Here is a 14,742-nt window from a genome sequence, read left to right as displayed (position 1 = left end):
TCCGTACCTCGTCGTTCCGTACCTCGTCGCGAGACGTGTCCGGGATCAGTCGGCCAGCGGTGTCGGGTCGGCCGGCAGCGCGCTGGGTTCGACGCGCCGGCCACCGAGCACCACCACCGCGACCCCGACCAGCAGCAGCGCCATCCCGAGCAGCGCGTACGGGCGGGGCAGTTGCCCCAGCCAGGCCCATCCGAGCAGGGCCGCTCCGGGCGCCTCCAGCAGGATCAGCACGCTCACCGTGGTCGCCGGGATCTTCTGCAGGGCGTAGTTGAACATCGAGTGCCCGAGCAGTTGGGCGCCCGCCACCAGGGCCAGGATGGCCAACCAGGTACGACCGTCGAACCCGGTCAACCGCACGCCCCCGGCCAGGCAGATGGCCAGCAGGATCAGCGCGCAGATCCCGTAACAGATGGTGGTGTAGGTGGTGGTGCTGATGCTGGTCCGTGCACGCTCGCCGAAGGCGGTGTAGACGGCGGCGAACATGGCGCCGACCAACGCCAGCACGTCGCCGAGGACGGCCCGGCCGGAGACGCCCACGTCCACCCCGGTGGCGACCGTCGCGCCGCCGACCGCCACCGCGATGCCGACCCAGACCACCCGGGGCAGCGGGCGCCCCTGGGCGCGGGCGATCAAGCCCTGCCAGACCGGCTGGGTGGCGACCAGGGCGGTGGACGTGGCGACCGAGGTGAGTTGGGCGCTCGGCACCCAGGTCGCGAAGTGCCCGGCCAACGCGACCCCGGACAGTACGCAGAACAACCCCTCCCGCCGGCCCGCGCCCACGGTCAGCCTGCGGAACTCGGCGCGCCGCCGGGCCAGCGAGAAGGGGCTCAGCACGGCCACCGCGAGCAGGTTGCGCCAGAACGCGATGGCCAGAGCGGGAGCGGCGGCGTACGCGATCAGCGGTGCGGACGACGACACGGCGACGACGGCCAGCCCGACCGCGCCGGTGGTCAGCGGATCCACCGTCGGCCGGTGTGAAGAAGGGGGCACGGGACGTAATCCTCACACGTATGACGGTCGACACGGAGGGTCATCACTCCGTTACGATCACGCGGTTCCGCGCCGGCGACCATCGACCGCCCGGAGGCGTTCCCCATGTCCAGCTACCAGGCGGTGCTGTTCGACTTCTTCGGCACCCTGACCCGTTCGGTGCAACGCGGAGTCGCGCACGTCGGCACTGCCGAGCTGCTCGGCTGTCACACCGACGCGCTGACCGAGGTGCTGGACCGCACCTACTACGAACGGGCCACCGGCCGCCTCGGCAACGCCGAGGCGACACTGCGCTGGGTGTGCGCCCAGGTCGGCGTACACCCCAGTGACCATGCGGTGCGGGCGGCGGTGGCGTCCCGGCACCGGGCGGTCCGCGCGGACACCTGGCTGCGGGCCGACGCGGTGCCGGTGCTGGCGGCCCTGCGCCAGCGCGGCCTGCGCACCGGCGTGATCAGCGACTGCACGCACGAACTGCCCGCCTTTCTACCGCAGCTCGCGGTCGCCCCGCTGCTCGACGTGCGGGTCTTCTCGGTGCAGGTGGGGCGGTGCAAGCCGGATGCGACGCTCTACCTGACCGCCTGCCAGCGGCTCGGGCTCAGGCCCGGCGACTGCCTCTACGTGGGCGACGGCGGCAGCCAGGAGCTGACCGGCGCCGAACGGGCCGGGATGACCGCCGTCCGGCTCGCCGCACCCGACCTGACCACCCACATGGTGTTCAACGCCGACCGGGACTGGCGCGGCCCCACGCTCGGCACCCTGGGCGAGGTGCTCAACCTCGTCGACGCCGAGGCGGCGGTGGTGGGCGTCGGCCCTCCGGCGGGCTGACCGGCCGATCAGCGGCGACGAACCCGGTGCAGCCGGAACGGCTTACGGGTGGCCCGCACGGCCGCGGTGGGCCGGGGCGGCTCGGCCTGCGCGTCGGCCGGCAGGTCCGCCCCGGCCAGCGGGGCACCGGCCGGGGTGAGCCGGTTCACCGCACACCCGTCGGCAGCCCAGCGGGCCACCAGGTCGGCGGTCGGACCGGGCGCGTTGAGGCGCTTCGCCGCCACCAGCGGCGCGGTGGTGTCCCACGCCTCGGTGCCCGGCCGCACCCGGGTCACCCGGGCGGGCCAGGTGACGATCCGGCCACCATGGTCGCCACGAAGCGTGACCTGCGCCTCGGTCGCGTCGGCCAGACCCGGCGCGGTCTGCTCGCCCGGCCCGCTGACCACCAGCAGCGTGCCCTCCAGCGGGGCGCACCAGAGCGCGAGGGCCGGCCCGCCGGCAACGCTGATCCAGGCCACGGCGGCCTTCTTCATCGCCTCGTCGACAAGTGGGGTGCCCCCGGGGGCGTCCTCGTCCGTCACACCCGCATCCTCCCGCATCGGCGCCTGCGCTCAACCCACGAACGGCGGCACGGCGATCTCACCCCGGGCCACCGGCATCACCTGGCCGGCGACCGTCGCGCCGACCGCCACGCCGTTCGCCGCGGTGACCGTGCAGGCCAACGCGGACGGGCGGTTCATCTCCACACCCTGGCGGACCGCGTACTCCGACCGCCCCTCGCCGGGCAGCAGACCGCTCGCCACCAGCCAGACACCCAGGCCGAGCGCCGCCGAACCGGTCGCCGGGTCCTCCGGGATGCCGATCCCCGGCACGAAGACCCGGGCGTGCGCCGTTTGCGTCGCCGCGTCCCAGGAGAAGACGCTGACGTGCGACACCCCGTACCGCTGCGCCGCCGCCGAGTTGACCCGGGCGCGGGCCACCGACTCCGGCCGCACCGGCAGGTACGGGAACTCCAGCCCACAGCCGGCGACACGTGGGGCGGGGCCGACGTGGTCGTCGGCTTCCAGCCCGGCGATCTCCAGCAACGGCTCCGGGTCCAACTCCGGCCCGAGGGTCGGGGTGCCGCCGGTCAGCGTCGCCCCGGAGCCGGTCACCTCGATCGGCAGCACACCGGCCACGCACTCCTGGGTGACCTGCCCCACACCGAACATGCCCCGCCGGCAGGCGGTGACCGCCGCACCAACGCTCGGGTGCCCGGCGAACGGCAACTCCTCCACCGGTGTGAAGATCCTGGCCCGGTAGGTGACCCCGAGCTGGGTCGGTGGCAGCACGAACACCGTCTCGGAGAGGTTGAACTCCAGCGCGAGCGCCTGCATCTGCTCGGTGGCCAGCGCCTCCGCGCCGAACACCACCGCCAACGGGTTGCCGGCGAAGGGGCGGTCGGTGAAGACGTCCACGATCTCGTAGGCCAAGGTCGACATGTTGATAAACACTAGGCGCTTAGGCTGGTGCCCGTGAGCACGCCGACCCGGGTCTACATCGCCCGTCTCGCCGGAGTCGCCGTCTTCGACCCGAACGGCGACCAGGTGGGGCGGGTTCGTGACGCCGTGGCACGGCTCCGGGCGACCAAACGTCCGCCGGAGGTGGTGGGGCTGGTCGCCGAGATGCCGATGCGTCGTCGGATCTTCTTGTCCATCAACCGGATCACCTCCATCGACGCCGACGCCGTCGTGCTCGGCTCCGGCACCCTCAACCTGCGCCGGTTCGAGAAACGCCCGAACGAACTGCTGGTGCTCCAGGAACTCCTGGATCGGCGGGTGCAACTCGACCCGGGCGGCCAGCCCGGCACGGTCGTGGACATCGCGATGGAGTGCACCCGGGGCGGCGAGTGGTCCCTGACCCGCGTCGCCGTACGGGAGCAGACCGGTCGACTCACCCGCCGCGGCCACCTGCACCAGGTCGAGTGGGACCGGGTGCGCGGGCTCAGCGGCATCGCCGACAACCGGGGTACGGCGAACCTGCTCGCCGTCCTGGAGGACATGCGCCCGGCCGACCTGGCCAACGCGTTGCAGGATCTGCCCGACGGGCGGCGCAACGAGGTCGCGGCCGCGCTGGACGACGAGCGACTGGCCGACGTGCTCAGCGAGCTGCCCGAGCACGACCAGGTGGAGATCCTCGCCGCCCTGGACCGGGAGCGGGCCGCCGACGTCCTGGAGGAGATGGACCCGGACGACGCCGCGGACCTGCTCAACGAGCTGCCGCCACCCGAGCAGGACGTGCTGCTGGACCTCATGGAGCCGGACGAGGCCGACCCGGTGCGTCAGCTGCTGAAGTACACCCCCGGCACGGCGGGCAGTGTGATGACCTCGGAGCCGGTCATCCTGCCGCCGGACGCCACCGTCGCCGAGGCGCTGGCCCGGATCAGGGAGCCGCAGCTCTCCCCCGCCGTCGCCGCGCAGGTCTTCGTGACCCGGGCGCCGCAGAACACGCCGACCGGCCGCTACCTGGGCATGGTGCACTTCCAGGCGCTGCTGCGCGAACCACCGGCGGACCTGCTGGGCAAGGTGGTGGTCAACGACATCGACCCGCTGCGCCCCACCACGCCGCTGCCGGAGATCACTCGTCGGATGGCCACCTACGACCTGGTCGCCATGCCGGTGATCGATCGGAACAACCGGCTGGTCGGCGCCGTGACGGTGGACGACGTGCTGGACCACTCGCTGCCCCGGGACTGGCGGGACCGCGACGCCCTGGCCGTTCCGGGCTCCACCGACACCGGGATGGACGGCTCGGATGCCTGACCAGCGGCGGACGGAGCGTCTCGACCAGCCACGCGAGCCCCGCGGCGTCAAGCTGCCCCGGTTCGACGCGGAGGCCTTCGGTCGGTGGTCCGAGGGCATCGCCAGGGGCATGGGCACCGCGAACTTCATCGTGATCATGACCGTGGTGATCACGATCTGGTTCGTCTGGAACACGTTGGCTCCGGCGAACCTGCGCTTCGACCCGTACACCTTCACGTTCCTGACCCTGGTGCTGTCGTTGCAGGCCAGCTACGCCGCCCCGCTGATCCTGTTGGCACAGAACCGGCAGGCCGACCGGGACCGGGTGGCGCTGGAGGAGGACCGCCGGCGGGCCACCGCGCAGAAGGCCGACACCGAGTACCTGGCCCGGGAGATCGCGGCTCTGCGGATCGCGTTGGGTGAGGTCGCCACCCGCGACTTCCTCCGCTCCGAGCTGGCCCGGCTGGCCGAGGAACTGGACGAGGCGGGGCAGCGCCGACAGCGGCTGGAGCGCCGCCAGCAGGAAAAGGAAAACCGGCAGGAGCGGCGTGGCCAGCGGCCGACCGACGGTGTCGGCCTGGACGAACCCCGTGACGACCTGGACGGCGACTTCACCCGGGAGGCCCGGCCGGACGGCACCGGCCCGCGTCGGTCGGAGGGCTGACCGTCCGGTCATCGATTGGCTCACACCGCCCCGGGCAGCGGCGGCAGCGGATGCCCCGCGACGTAGCATTGCGGGCATGTCAGCACCCGTGAGCACGGTCGAGGACGCGATCCAGGCCGCCCTGGCCACCGTCAACGACCCGGAGATCCGCCGGCCGATCACCGAGCTGGGCATGGTCCGCTCCGCCACCATCGGTGCCAGCGGTGTCGTACGCGTCGAGCTGCTGCTCACCGTCGCCGGCTGCCCGCTCAAGGACAAGCTGCGTACGGACATCACCGCCGCCGTCGCCGCGGTGCCCGGCGTCACCGGCGTGGAAATCGACTTCGGTGTGATGACCCCCGAGCAGCGGCAGTCGTTGCAGTCGCAGCTGCGCGGCGGCGGCGCCACCGAGGAGCCGGTCATCCCGTTCGCCCAGCCCGGCTCCCGCACCCGGGTGTACGCGGTGGCCAGCGGCAAGGGCGGCGTCGGCAAGTCAAGCGTGACGGTCAACCTGGCGGCGGCGCTCGCCGCCCGTGGGCTCTCCGTCGGCGTGGTCGACGCGGACATCTACGGCCACTCGGTGCCCCGGATGCTCGGCGCGGACGGCCGACCCACCCGGGTCGAGGACATGATCATGCCGCCGCAGTCGCACGGCGTGAAGGTGATCTCGATCGGCATGTTCACGTCCGGCAACGCCGCCGTCGTGTGGCGCGGCCCGATGCTGCACCGGGCGTTGCAGCAGTTCCTGGCCGACGTCTACTGGGGCGACCTGGACGTGCTGCTGCTCGACCTGCCGCCGGGCACCGGTGACGTGGCCATCTCGCTGGCCCAACTGCTGCCCAACTCGGAGATCCTGATCGTCACCACCCCGCAGACCGCCGCCGCCGAGGTGGCGGAACGGGCCGGCGCGATCGCCCTGCAGACCCACCAGCGGGTGGTCGGCGTCATCGAGAACATGTCCTGGCTGGAACTGCCGGACGGCTCCCGGATGGAGATCTTCGGCTCCGGGGGCGGCACGGCCGTCGCCGAGTCGCTGAGCCGCACCATCGGCGCGCAGGTGCCGCTGCTCGGCCAGATCCCCCTGGACACCCGGGTCCGCGAGGCCGGCGACGCCGGCAACCCGATCGTGCTGGCCGAGCCGGAGTCCCCGGCCGCGCAGGCGCTCGGCACCATCGCCGACCGGCTCGCGCTGCGTCGCGAGTCGCTGCTCGGCAAGCCACTCGGCCTCAAGCCCGCCGGTCGCTGACCGCCCCGAACACCCGTCAGCCCGTCGGCCGCTGGTGGCCGGCGGGCCGAGTCGTGGTCGCGGGCCGAGTCGCGTCGCGGGCCGAGTCGTGGTCGCGGGCCGAGTCGCGTCGCGGGCCGAGTCGCGGTCGCGGGCCGAGTCGCGTCGCGGGCCGAGTCGCCGCCGTGGGCCGAGTCGCCGCCGTGGGCCGAGTCGCCGCCGTGGGCCGAGTCGCGGTCGTGGGCCGAGTCGCGGTCGTGGGCCGAGTCGCGTCGGCGGGTGGTCCAGCCCCAGGCCAGGCGCTTAGCGGCATGGTCAACTCGGGTTTCTGGAAATCGGGGCGTCCCGCGCCGGTCGACAGGCCGACTTCCTGCACATCGAGTTGATCAAGGCCAAGCGCGTGCCCGGGCGGGGTACCGCCCCGGGATCGGGCGCGCGTCGGTCAGGTGGCGTCGTCGTAGCTGGCCCGGGGGGCCGGCGCCGGTGGCGTGCCGGTGGCCGTGCCGGACCGGGTGTCGTTCGACCGCAGGTCGGCGGCGTTGGCCACGTCCTTCAGGTCGTTGTGTACGCCGGTGACGTCCGCGCGCAGGTTGTCGTAGACGCCCTGCAACGGCTTGCGGATCGCCGCCTCGTCCTCCTCGCTGAGGAGGTGCTTGCGGATGAACGCCTTCGGGTGCAGGTCTTCCAGCTGGATGTCGGTGCCCAGCTCACGACTCAGGTCGCCGGTGGCGTTGCGGGCCATGTTGCGCAGGTTGCGCACCAACCGCAGGCCGTCGGTGATCACGGCGGGGAGCCGGTCGCCGAAGATCAGCAGCGCCAGGAGCAGCAGCGCACCGATCTCCCACCAGTTCAGGTTGTCGAGCATCCCGCGGGCCTCCTCTCGGCGTCAGCAGCAAGACTACGCACGCCGGACGGCTTACGGGCAAGGGGTGCGCCGCTGTTCACTTCGCGTCCGCGGCGAGAGTTACCGAGGTGTTCTGGCGGGCGGAGCCCCGCCGAAACTCGACGGTCACGACCGAGCCCGGCGCGAACTTGCGGACCAGCGCGGTGAGGTCCGTAGGCTCGGTCATCGGCCGCCCATTGATCTTGAGAATCACGTCGCCGACCCTCAACCCGGCGCCGTCCGCCGGGCCGGACGGTTCCACCTCGGCCAGCCGCAGCCCACCCCCGACGACCCCGGTCGGGCCGTCCGCCCGGGCGCCGATCACCGTACGCCGGGCCTTGCCGGTGCCGATGATGTCCTGGGTCACCCGCTTGGCCTGGTTGATCGGGATGGCGAAGGCGAGCCCGATGTTGCCCGCCTCCTGCCCCTCGGCGACCAGTGACTTGATGGTGGAGTTCACCCCGACCACCCGGCCGGCGCCGTCGACCAGTGGGCCGCCCGAGTTGCCGTGGTTGACCGCGGCGTCGGTCTGGATGGCCGCGTAGTAGCGCACCGGGCCGCCCGGCTCACCGGCCTGCATCGTCCGGTCCAGGGCGCTCACGATGCCGGCGGTGACCGTGTTGGCCAGCGACAGCGGCGAACCGATGGCGAGCACGGGGTCGCCGACCGCCAGCGCGTCGGAGTCGCCGAACTCGACCGGTCGCAGCCCGGGACGACTCACCTTGATCACGGCGATGTCCGACTCCGGGTCCTGACCGACGATGGTCGCCGGTGCCGTACTGCCGTCGTTGAAGACCACCGAGGCCTTTCCGGTGCCGCCGGCCACCACATGGTCGTTGGTGATCACGTGGCCGTCGGCGGTGGCGATGAAGCCGGAACCCTCACTGGTCCCGCCGAGGCTGCTCACCCGGACGGTGACCACGCTGGGCAGGACCCGCTCGGCGACCCCGGCCAGCGACTCCGGTTTGCGCTGGGCCAGCGCCGGCACCTCCGCGGGCGCGCCACCGAGCACCGCTCCACCGGCACCGCTGCGTACCGCGAACGCATAGCCCAGCGCACCGCCGAGGGTGCCGGCCAGGAGCGCGGTGATCACCGGGATGAGCAGCAGGTGGCGCAGTGTCGGCCGGCCCGGCGCGTCGGGATCGGTGACCGGCTCGGGCTCGGTGCCGGCGACCACCACGCCGGGCACCACCACCGCGGTCGGTGCCGCCGGATCCCGCCACGGATCGGCGAGGGCGTCCGACCACCACGGCGACGCCGGCCCGCTCGCGGTGGACGCCGGCCAACTCGACGCCGGCCCGGCCGGAGTAGCCGGCCAACTCGGCGTCGGCCCGGCCGGAGTAGCCGGCCAACTCGGCGTCGGTCCGCCACCTGGCGGTGCGAGGGGCGTACGGTCAGCCCCCGGCGTGGTCGGCGGCCCCACCGGCGGAGTCCCTGCCCCGGGCGGTTGCGCCGGAGCCGGAGTCTCACCGCCCCGGCGCCAGTCCCAGCCGTCGGTCACGTCGGTGCCTCCCAGTCCGTCCCCGGATCCCGCGCCGCGTCGCCCGGCCACGGGCCGGTTTGGTCGCGGCTGACGGGATACCGCCTCCAGGATTGCACGGATGCACGCGGTGGAGTCAGCGGTTGCTTCGGTGATCGCTTCAGGCGGAGGCGCGGCTGCGTCCCATGACGGTCGCCTCTACGCTCACAGTGCCAACCCGCCCCCGCACCACGCACCGCCCCCGGAGGTGCCCCATCGCCACGGTCGCCGGTTCCGGCAGTTCGACGACGCAGGCTCAGCAGTTCGCCGAGTCGTACGTCACCGAGGACCTCGTTCTGCGCACCGCCCGCAGCCTGGCCCGGGAGGTGGGCCTGGACGCGGTCACCCCCGGCGCGGGAGCCGCCCTGCGGCTGCTGGCCGCCGCCGGCAACGCCCGCGCGGTGGTGGAGATCGGCACCGGCACCGGGGTGAGCGGCGTCTGGTTGCTGCGCGGCATGCGCGCCGACGGCGTGCTCACCACCATCGACGTGGAGGTGGAGCATCAGCGGATCGCCCGGCGGATCTTCGCCGAGGCGGGCTTCGCGGCCGGGCGTACCCGGATCATCACCGGTCGTGCGCTCGACGTGCTGCCTCGGCTCGCCGACGGTGCGTACGACCTGGTCTTCGTGGACGCGGAGGCGACCGGCTTCCACGCCTGCGTGGAGGCGGCGCTGCGGTTGTTGCGCCCGGGGGGCGTGCTGGCGCTCAACGGGGTGCTGGCCAGCGGCCGGATCGGCGACCCGGCCGCCCGGGACGCGGAGACGGTGACGGTCCGCGAGACGATCAAGGCGGTCCGGGAGTCGGAGCACTGGATCCCCGCTCTGCTTCCGGTCGGGCACGGGCTGCTCGCGGCGGTGAAGTGCTAGGACGCGTGTCGGAAGTGCCGGCCGGCCCACGCCGGGCCGCACGGGGACGCCGGCCGGCCCGCCCCGATCCGCCCAGCCGGCTCGACCGGCACGTCCGCGACACGCCTAGTCGACGCTGGCCAGCCAGCGCAGCAACGACCGGACGCCCCAGCCGGTGGCGCCGCGGCTGACCTCGGCCTGGTCGCTGTCCGCCCAGGATGGCGCCGACATGTCCAGGTGCAGCCAGCGGTCCCGTAGCTCGCCGGTGAACTCGCGCAGGTAGAGCGCGGCCAGCACCGAACCGGCACCCTGCGAAGGCGCGCTGTAGAGGTCGGCGATCTCGCTGCCGAGGTACTCGACGTAGTCGGTGTGCAGTGGCATCCGCCACGCCGACTCCCCGGCCGCCTCGGACGCCGCCAGCACGGCGGCGGCGAGTTCGTCGTTCTCGCTGTACAGGGCGGCGGTGCGCTTGCCCAGCGCCACCGAGTTCGCGCCGGTGAGCGTGGCCAGGTCGAGCAGCAGGTCCGGGTTGAGTTGCTGCACCGCGTACGCCAGAGCGTCGGCGAGGACCAGCCGTCCCTCGGCGTCCGAGTTGGTCGTCTCGCTGGTCGTACCGCCGTAGTGCCGGATAACGTCGCCGGGGCGGAACGCCGAACCGCTGACCATGTTCTCGGCGAGCGGAGCCAGCGTGGTGATCCGGATCGGCAGTCGCAGCGTGGCGGCGCCCAGGGTGGCGGCGACGACCGCGGCGGCCCCGGCCATGTCCTTTCGCATCAGCTTCATCGACGCCACCGGCTTGATCGAGATGCCGCCGGTGTCGAAGGTGATGCCCTTGCCGATCAGCACCACGTGGGTCCGCGCGTCGGCGGGGTGCCAGTCCAGTTCGACGAGCCGGGGGCCGCTGGCGGAGCCACCGCCCACGGCGAGGATCCCGCCGAAGCCCTCGGTGGCCAGCTCGGCCGGGCCTCGGACCCGCAGCCGCAGGTCCGGAAGGTCGGCTGCGGCGGAGGCCACCTGATCGGCGAACCACTGCGGGGTCTTCACCGACGAGGGGGTGTTGGTCAGGTCGCGGGCGAGATGGGTCATCGCCGCCGTGGTCCGGGCCGTGGCCACGGTGGCCTCGTGCCCGGCCGGGTCGGCGAGCAGCAGGTCGACGCTGCTGAGCGCCGGTCGGTCGGCGGCCTCGGTCAACCGGAACCGGTACGGGGCGAGCAGCAGCCCTTCGGTCAACCCGCGGACTGCGGCCGGGGTCACCTCGGCCGGCAACGCGATGGTGATATGCGTCTCAGCTGCGGCGGAGCGGGCCAGGGCCGCGCCGGCCGTCCGCCAGGCCGCCTCACCGCCGTCGCCGGTGCCGAGCAGCAGCAGCCGGCCGGGGGTACGCCCGGGGCGCAGCTGGGTGTGGATCTCACCGGCTCGACCCGTGAGCCGGGCGGCCGGCACCAGTGCGGCGGCCTCGTCGGCCGTGCCGTCCGGGGCGGCCACGGCGGTCGTCACCGGCTCGGCCGAGGTGTCGTCCCCCGCCGTCGGATCGGTGGGACGGACGGGCAGGACCAGGACGTCGAGCCGGTCGGGCTCGGCGATCAGACGGATGGCGAGCACGCGGAACCGTACCTCCAGGAAAGTCTCGCGGACCGGAACGAACCCACCTGCCCGCAGCAGTGAAGACCCTGAGCCACCGGCGTTTCCGGTGGCTCAGGGTCCGAAGAACGTTCCGGGCGGCCTCAGCCGCCCGGAGCACTCCTTACTCAGCCGGCCGCTGCCTTCAATGCATCACCAAGCGCGTTGGCCTCGTCGGGAGTCATCTCGACGACGAGCCGGCCACCGCCCTCCAGCGGGACCCGCATGACGATGCCCCGCCCCTCCTTGGTGACTTCCAGCGGACCGTCGCCCGTCCGCGGCTTCATCGCCGCCATGTTGTCTCCCCTCAGACCTACACCAGGGTCGGTGGGTTGCCCCACAGCCACTTCGTCACGACCACCCGCAACGGTCACGGGGGTGTCGACCAACGATTTTCCCTGATGAACACCGCCGGACCCAAACCGGAGCAGCATTGATGTAACAGCATCTAGCTTATCTTGAGAAGGCCTGTCACAATGTGCGGTCATGCAGGCACGGTCGGCACTCTTCGACCTGTACGGCGACCACCTCCGTCCGAGGGGTGGCCGGGCACCGGTTGCTGCCCTGGTCAAGCTGCTGGCGCCGCTGGGAATTGCACCGCCGGCGGTTCGCACCGCGGTGTCCCGGATGGTACGTCAGGGCTGGCTCGAACCACTCCGGTTGGTCTCCGGGCCGGGATATTCGATCACACCGAAAGCCGCCCGACGACTCGACGAGGCAGCGGCGCGAATCTACCGGACCGGCCGGGTCACCTGGGACGGCCGGTTCGATCTGCTGGTGTTGGAGGCCCCGGGCTCCCGGCGGGACCGGCAGCGGCTCGCCGCGAACCTGAGCTTCCTCGGCTACGGCACGCTCGACGAGCAGACCTGGGTCGCCACCCGCCCCGCCGAGGACGTGGACCTGCTCCTCGCCGAGACCGGCATCCGGTTCGAGCGGTTCACCGCCTCGCACTTCTCCGGCACCCCCGGCGCGATGGGCGTGGTCCGACGGGCCTGGAACCTGACCGAGATCGGCCGCGCCTACGAGCAGTTCGTCGCGGACCAGCGCCCACTGCTCGCGGCGGTCACCGTCCGCAGCAGCGACGAGGAGGCGTACGCGACGCGGTTCCGGCTGGTGCACGCGTGGCGTACGTTCCTCTTCCGGGACCCGCAACTACCCCCGGCGCTGCTGCCCGAGCGGTGGCCGGGCACCGCTGCGGCCAGCTTCTTCGACCGGCACGCGGCCCGCCTGCGTCCGGCCGCCGACCGGTACGTCGAACAGTGCCTCGACGCCGGCAACCGCATCGTCCGACAGAAGGGTCGTTAGACACGTGACCGAGCCGCTGCTGGTCGACCGCACCGACGCCGTCGTCACCCTCACGCTGAACCGGCCGAACGCCATGAACGCGTTCGACGTGGCGCTCAAGGAGGCGCTGCGGGACGCCCTGGCGGAGTTGGAGACCGACCGGTCCTGCCGCGCGGTCGTCCTGGCCGGGGCCGGCGGGTCGTTCAGCGCCGGTCAGGACCTGCGCGAGCACGTGTCCACCCTGGAAAATTCCGCCAGTGACCCGCTGGGCACCGTGCGGGCGCACTACAACCCGATCGCCGCCCGGCTCGCCAACCTGCCCAAACCGGTGATCGCGGCGGTCCGGGGCATGGCCGCCGGGGCGGGCGCGTCGCTGGCGTTCCTCGCCGACATCCGGATCGGCGGCCCGAGCACCAGTTTCCTGATGGCCTTCGCCAAGGTCGGCCTCGCCGCCGACACCGGCGCCTCCTGGACGTTGCCCCGGCTGGTCGGCCACGCCAAGGCGGTGGAGTTGCTGATGTTGGCCGAGCCGGTCCGCGCCGAGGAGGCCTGCCGACTGGGCCTGCTCAACCGGTTGACCGACGACGACGAGCAGGTGCTGCCCGCCGCGCAGGAACTGGCCGCCCGCCTCGCCGCCGGCCCGACCGTCGCGTACGGGGCAATCAAGCGGCAGCTCTCCATCGCCGACGCCGGGACCCTGGCCGACGCCCTCGCCGCCGAGGCGCAGGCCCAGTCGATCTGCGGCGCCACCGCCGACCACCGGGCGGCCACGTCGGCCTTCGTCGCCAAACAGAAACCGGTCTTCGAGGGACGCTGAACGCGATTCGGACCCCGCCCTTACCGTCCTCGAACACCGGCCGCCTAGCGTCAGCCGGCATGAGCGATCGTGAAGCGGTGGCGCACCTGCTGCGCCGGGCCACCTTCGGGCCGACCGCCGACGAGGTGGACGCGGCCGAGCGGGCGGGGCTGACGGCGACCCTGGACCGGGTGCTCACCCCGGCCCGGGCGGATCGGGGTGCGGCGGCCACGCCGGTCCCGGCGCTGCCCGGCGACCCGTACGCCGAGCTGACCAAGGACTCCACCCGGGAGCAGCGGCAGCAGGCCAACGCGGAACGCCGCAAGCAACTCCAGCAGATCACCGAATGGTGGCTGGACCGGATGGTGGCCGCCGAGGACGGGCTGACCGAGAAGTTGGTCTTCTTCTGGCACGGCCACTGGGCCACCAGCGCGCAGAAGGTCAAGTCGGCGCGGATGATGGCGGGCCAGTTGGAGACGCTGCGGCGGCACGGTCGGGGGCCGCTGGGCCCGCTGGTCGCCGCGATGGTGCGCGACCCCGCCCTGATCCTCTGGCTGGACGGGCAGAAGAACACCCGCAAGGCACCGAACGAGAACCTGGCCCGCGAGCTGATGGAGCTGTTCACCCTCGGCATCGGCAACTACAGCGAGGCCGACGTGAAGGCCGGCGCGCGAGCGTTGACCGGCTGGGTGGTCGACCGGCGTACCGGCGCCGCCCGCTTCGAGGCCCGTCGGCACGACCCCGGGGACAAGAGCATCCTCGGGCAGAGCGGCCGGTTCGACGCCGAGGCGTACGCCGGTCTGCTGGCCGCCCAGCCCGCGGCGGCGACATTCGTGGCCGGGCGGCTCTGGGCCCGCTACGCCGGCACCGACACCCCGGCGCCGGACGGCCTGGCCGGAGCGGACACCGTCGCGACCCTGCGCGCGGTCTTCTCCGCGCCGGCCTTCGCGCAGACCCGGGGCACGCTGGTCAAGCAGCCGGTGGAGTGGCTGGTCGGCGCGCTACGGCAGCTCGGCGTCCGGCCGTCCGCGCTACCCGAACAGCAACGCAAACAACTGCGGGCCGGTTTGAACGCGCTGGACCAGGTGCCGCTGCGACCGCCCAGCGTGGGCGGTTGGCCGGCCGGTGCGGCCTGGCTGACCACCTCGTCGTTGCAGGCCCGGCTGCGCACGGCCGGGGTGCTCGCCGCCGCCACGGCACCAGCGGTGCTGGCCCGGCTGACCGCCGCGCCCACCGCCGGCCGGGCGGACGCCCTGGCTCGCCTGCTGGTGGTCGACGGCTGGGGTGCCCGCACCCGTGCCGCCCTCACCCCGCTGGCCGGCGAGCCGCGCAAGCTGCTGGCCGCCGGACTGGTCAGCCCCGAATACACCGTCAGCTGAGCGGAGGAGTCGA

The 14,742-nt window shown here is 73.1% G+C and carries 15 protein-coding genes; 8 read left to right on the top strand and 7 right to left on the bottom strand.

Annotated elements, in window-relative coordinates:
- Positions 1-45: 45 nt before the first annotated feature.
- Positions 46-990, bottom strand: a complete 945-nt coding sequence (locus AB0J33_RS04000; protein WP_363609577.1) for a DMT family transporter — start codon at positions 988-990, stop codon at positions 46-48.
- Between the two features lie 105 nt (positions 991-1,095).
- Here AB0J33_RS04000 and AB0J33_RS03995 point away from each other — a divergent pair, with 105 nt between their 5' ends.
- Positions 1,096-1,815: an HAD family hydrolase gene (locus AB0J33_RS03995; RefSeq protein WP_363609575.1), complete on the top strand. Its 720-nt coding sequence runs from the start codon at positions 1,096-1,098 to the stop codon at positions 1,813-1,815.
- A gap of 8 nt (positions 1,816-1,823) precedes the next feature.
- Here the strand turns inward: AB0J33_RS03995 and AB0J33_RS03990 are convergent, their stop codons facing one another.
- The gene (locus AB0J33_RS03990) at positions 1,824-2,354 is read right to left on the bottom strand and encodes a hypothetical protein (protein WP_363609573.1); all 531 of its coding nucleotides are present in this window, start codon (positions 2,352-2,354) and stop codon (positions 1,824-1,826) included.
- Between the two features lie 12 nt (positions 2,355-2,366).
- Positions 2,367-3,236, bottom strand: a complete 870-nt coding sequence (locus AB0J33_RS03985) for a PhzF family phenazine biosynthesis protein (RefSeq protein WP_363609571.1) — start codon at positions 3,234-3,236, stop codon at positions 2,367-2,369.
- 33 nt (positions 3,237-3,269) lie between these two features.
- Here AB0J33_RS03985 and AB0J33_RS03980 point away from each other — a divergent pair, with 33 nt between their 5' ends.
- From AB0J33_RS03980 to AB0J33_RS03970, 3 genes are all read left to right on the top strand, one after another.
- Positions 3,270-4,556 (top strand): CBS domain-containing protein, encoded by a 1,287-nt coding sequence (locus AB0J33_RS03980; RefSeq protein ID WP_363609569.1) that lies wholly within the window; start codon positions 3,270-3,272, stop codon positions 4,554-4,556.
- Positions 4,549-5,199: a DUF1003 domain-containing protein gene (locus AB0J33_RS03975; RefSeq protein ID WP_363609567.1), complete on the top strand. Its 651-nt coding sequence runs from the start codon at positions 4,549-4,551 to the stop codon at positions 5,197-5,199. Before AB0J33_RS03980 ends, AB0J33_RS03975 begins: the two co-directional genes overlap by 8 nt.
- Before the next feature lie 76 nt (positions 5,200-5,275).
- Positions 5,276-6,424 carry an Mrp/NBP35 family ATP-binding protein gene (locus tag AB0J33_RS03970; RefSeq protein ID WP_363609565.1) on the top strand — a complete coding sequence of 383 codons (1,149 nt, stop codon included), beginning with the start codon at positions 5,276-5,278 and terminating at the stop codon, positions 6,422-6,424.
- Between the two features lie 421 nt (positions 6,425-6,845).
- Here AB0J33_RS03970 and AB0J33_RS03965 read toward each other — a convergent pair whose 3' ends face one another.
- Positions 6,846-7,268, bottom strand: a complete 423-nt coding sequence (locus AB0J33_RS03965) for a preprotein translocase subunit TatB (RefSeq protein WP_363609563.1) — start codon at positions 7,266-7,268, stop codon at positions 6,846-6,848.
- Positions 7,269-7,344: 76 nt separating this feature from the next.
- On the bottom strand, positions 7,345-8,787 hold the full coding sequence (locus AB0J33_RS03960; RefSeq protein ID WP_363609561.1) for a trypsin-like peptidase domain-containing protein: 1,443 nt from the start codon (positions 8,785-8,787) through the stop codon (positions 7,345-7,347).
- A 233-nt stretch (positions 8,788-9,020) separates the two neighbouring features.
- Between AB0J33_RS03960 and AB0J33_RS03955 the strand changes: the two genes are divergently transcribed.
- Complete coding sequence (locus AB0J33_RS03955; RefSeq protein WP_334502884.1) at positions 9,021-9,671, top strand: O-methyltransferase; 651 nt, start codon at positions 9,021-9,023, stop codon at positions 9,669-9,671.
- 105 nt (positions 9,672-9,776) lie between these two features.
- Here AB0J33_RS03955 and AB0J33_RS03950 read toward each other — a convergent pair whose 3' ends face one another.
- Together AB0J33_RS03950 and AB0J33_RS03945 are read right to left on the bottom strand one after the other, a co-directional pair.
- Positions 9,777-11,252 carry a M17 family metallopeptidase gene (locus tag AB0J33_RS03950; RefSeq protein ID WP_363609559.1) on the bottom strand — a complete coding sequence of 492 codons (1,476 nt, stop codon included), beginning with the start codon at positions 11,250-11,252 and terminating at the stop codon, positions 9,777-9,779.
- Between the two features lie 146 nt (positions 11,253-11,398).
- On the bottom strand, positions 11,399-11,566 hold the full coding sequence (locus AB0J33_RS03945) for a DUF3117 domain-containing protein (protein ID WP_007455245.1): 168 nt from the start codon (positions 11,564-11,566) through the stop codon (positions 11,399-11,401).
- A gap of 190 nt (positions 11,567-11,756) precedes the next feature.
- On the opposite strand from AB0J33_RS03945, the gene AB0J33_RS03940 reads away from it, so the two are divergent.
- From AB0J33_RS03940 to AB0J33_RS03930, 3 genes are read left to right on the top strand one after another with little or no spacing between them, the layout of a single operon-like run.
- Positions 11,757-12,575, top strand: a complete 819-nt coding sequence (locus AB0J33_RS03940; RefSeq protein WP_363609557.1) for a PaaX family transcriptional regulator C-terminal domain-containing protein — start codon at positions 11,757-11,759, stop codon at positions 12,573-12,575.
- Positions 12,576-12,579: 4 nt separating this feature from the next.
- Entirely contained in the window at positions 12,580-13,371 is a 792-nt protein-coding gene (locus AB0J33_RS03935) for an enoyl-CoA hydratase-related protein (RefSeq protein ID WP_363609555.1), read from the top strand.
- 59 nt (positions 13,372-13,430) lie between these two features.
- Positions 13,431-14,729: a DUF1800 domain-containing protein gene (locus AB0J33_RS03930; RefSeq protein ID WP_363609553.1), complete on the top strand. Its 1,299-nt coding sequence runs from the start codon at positions 13,431-13,433 to the stop codon at positions 14,727-14,729.
- Positions 14,730-14,742 lie beyond the last annotated feature (13 nt).

It is taken from the genome of Micromonospora sp. NPDC049645 (genome assembly GCF_040675155.1).
In the GTDB taxonomy this organism is placed as follows: Bacteria; Actinomycetota; Actinomycetes; order Mycobacteriales; family Micromonosporaceae; genus Micromonospora.
The sequence above is the reverse complement of the archived record's forward strand: the minus strand, read 5'-3'. Positions and strand labels throughout refer to the sequence as shown.

Coding starts and splice junctions, on each gene's coding strand:
- AB0J33_RS03990 (WP_363609573.1), bottom strand. CDS start 2,354: ATGCGGGAGGATGCGGGTGTGACGGACGAGGACGCCCCCGGGGGCACC.
- AB0J33_RS03975 (WP_363609567.1), top strand. CDS start 4,549: ATGCCTGACCAGCGGCGGACGGAGCGTCTCGACCAGCCACGCGAGCCC.
- AB0J33_RS03940 (WP_363609557.1), top strand. CDS start 11,757: ATGCAGGCACGGTCGGCACTCTTCGACCTGTACGGCGACCACCTCCGT.
- AB0J33_RS03985 (WP_363609571.1), bottom strand. CDS start 3,236: ATGTCGACCTTGGCCTACGAGATCGTGGACGTCTTCACCGACCGCCCC.
- AB0J33_RS03970 (WP_363609565.1), top strand. CDS start 5,276: ATGTCAGCACCCGTGAGCACGGTCGAGGACGCGATCCAGGCCGCCCTG.
- AB0J33_RS03995 (WP_363609575.1), top strand. CDS start 1,096: ATGTCCAGCTACCAGGCGGTGCTGTTCGACTTCTTCGGCACCCTGACC.
- AB0J33_RS03930 (WP_363609553.1), top strand. CDS start 13,431: ATGAGCGATCGTGAAGCGGTGGCGCACCTGCTGCGCCGGGCCACCTTC.
- AB0J33_RS03965 (WP_363609563.1), bottom strand. CDS start 7,268: ATGCTCGACAACCTGAACTGGTGGGAGATCGGTGCGCTGCTGCTCCTG.
- AB0J33_RS03945 (WP_007455245.1), bottom strand. CDS start 11,566: ATGGCGGCGATGAAGCCGCGGACGGGCGACGGTCCGCTGGAAGTCACC.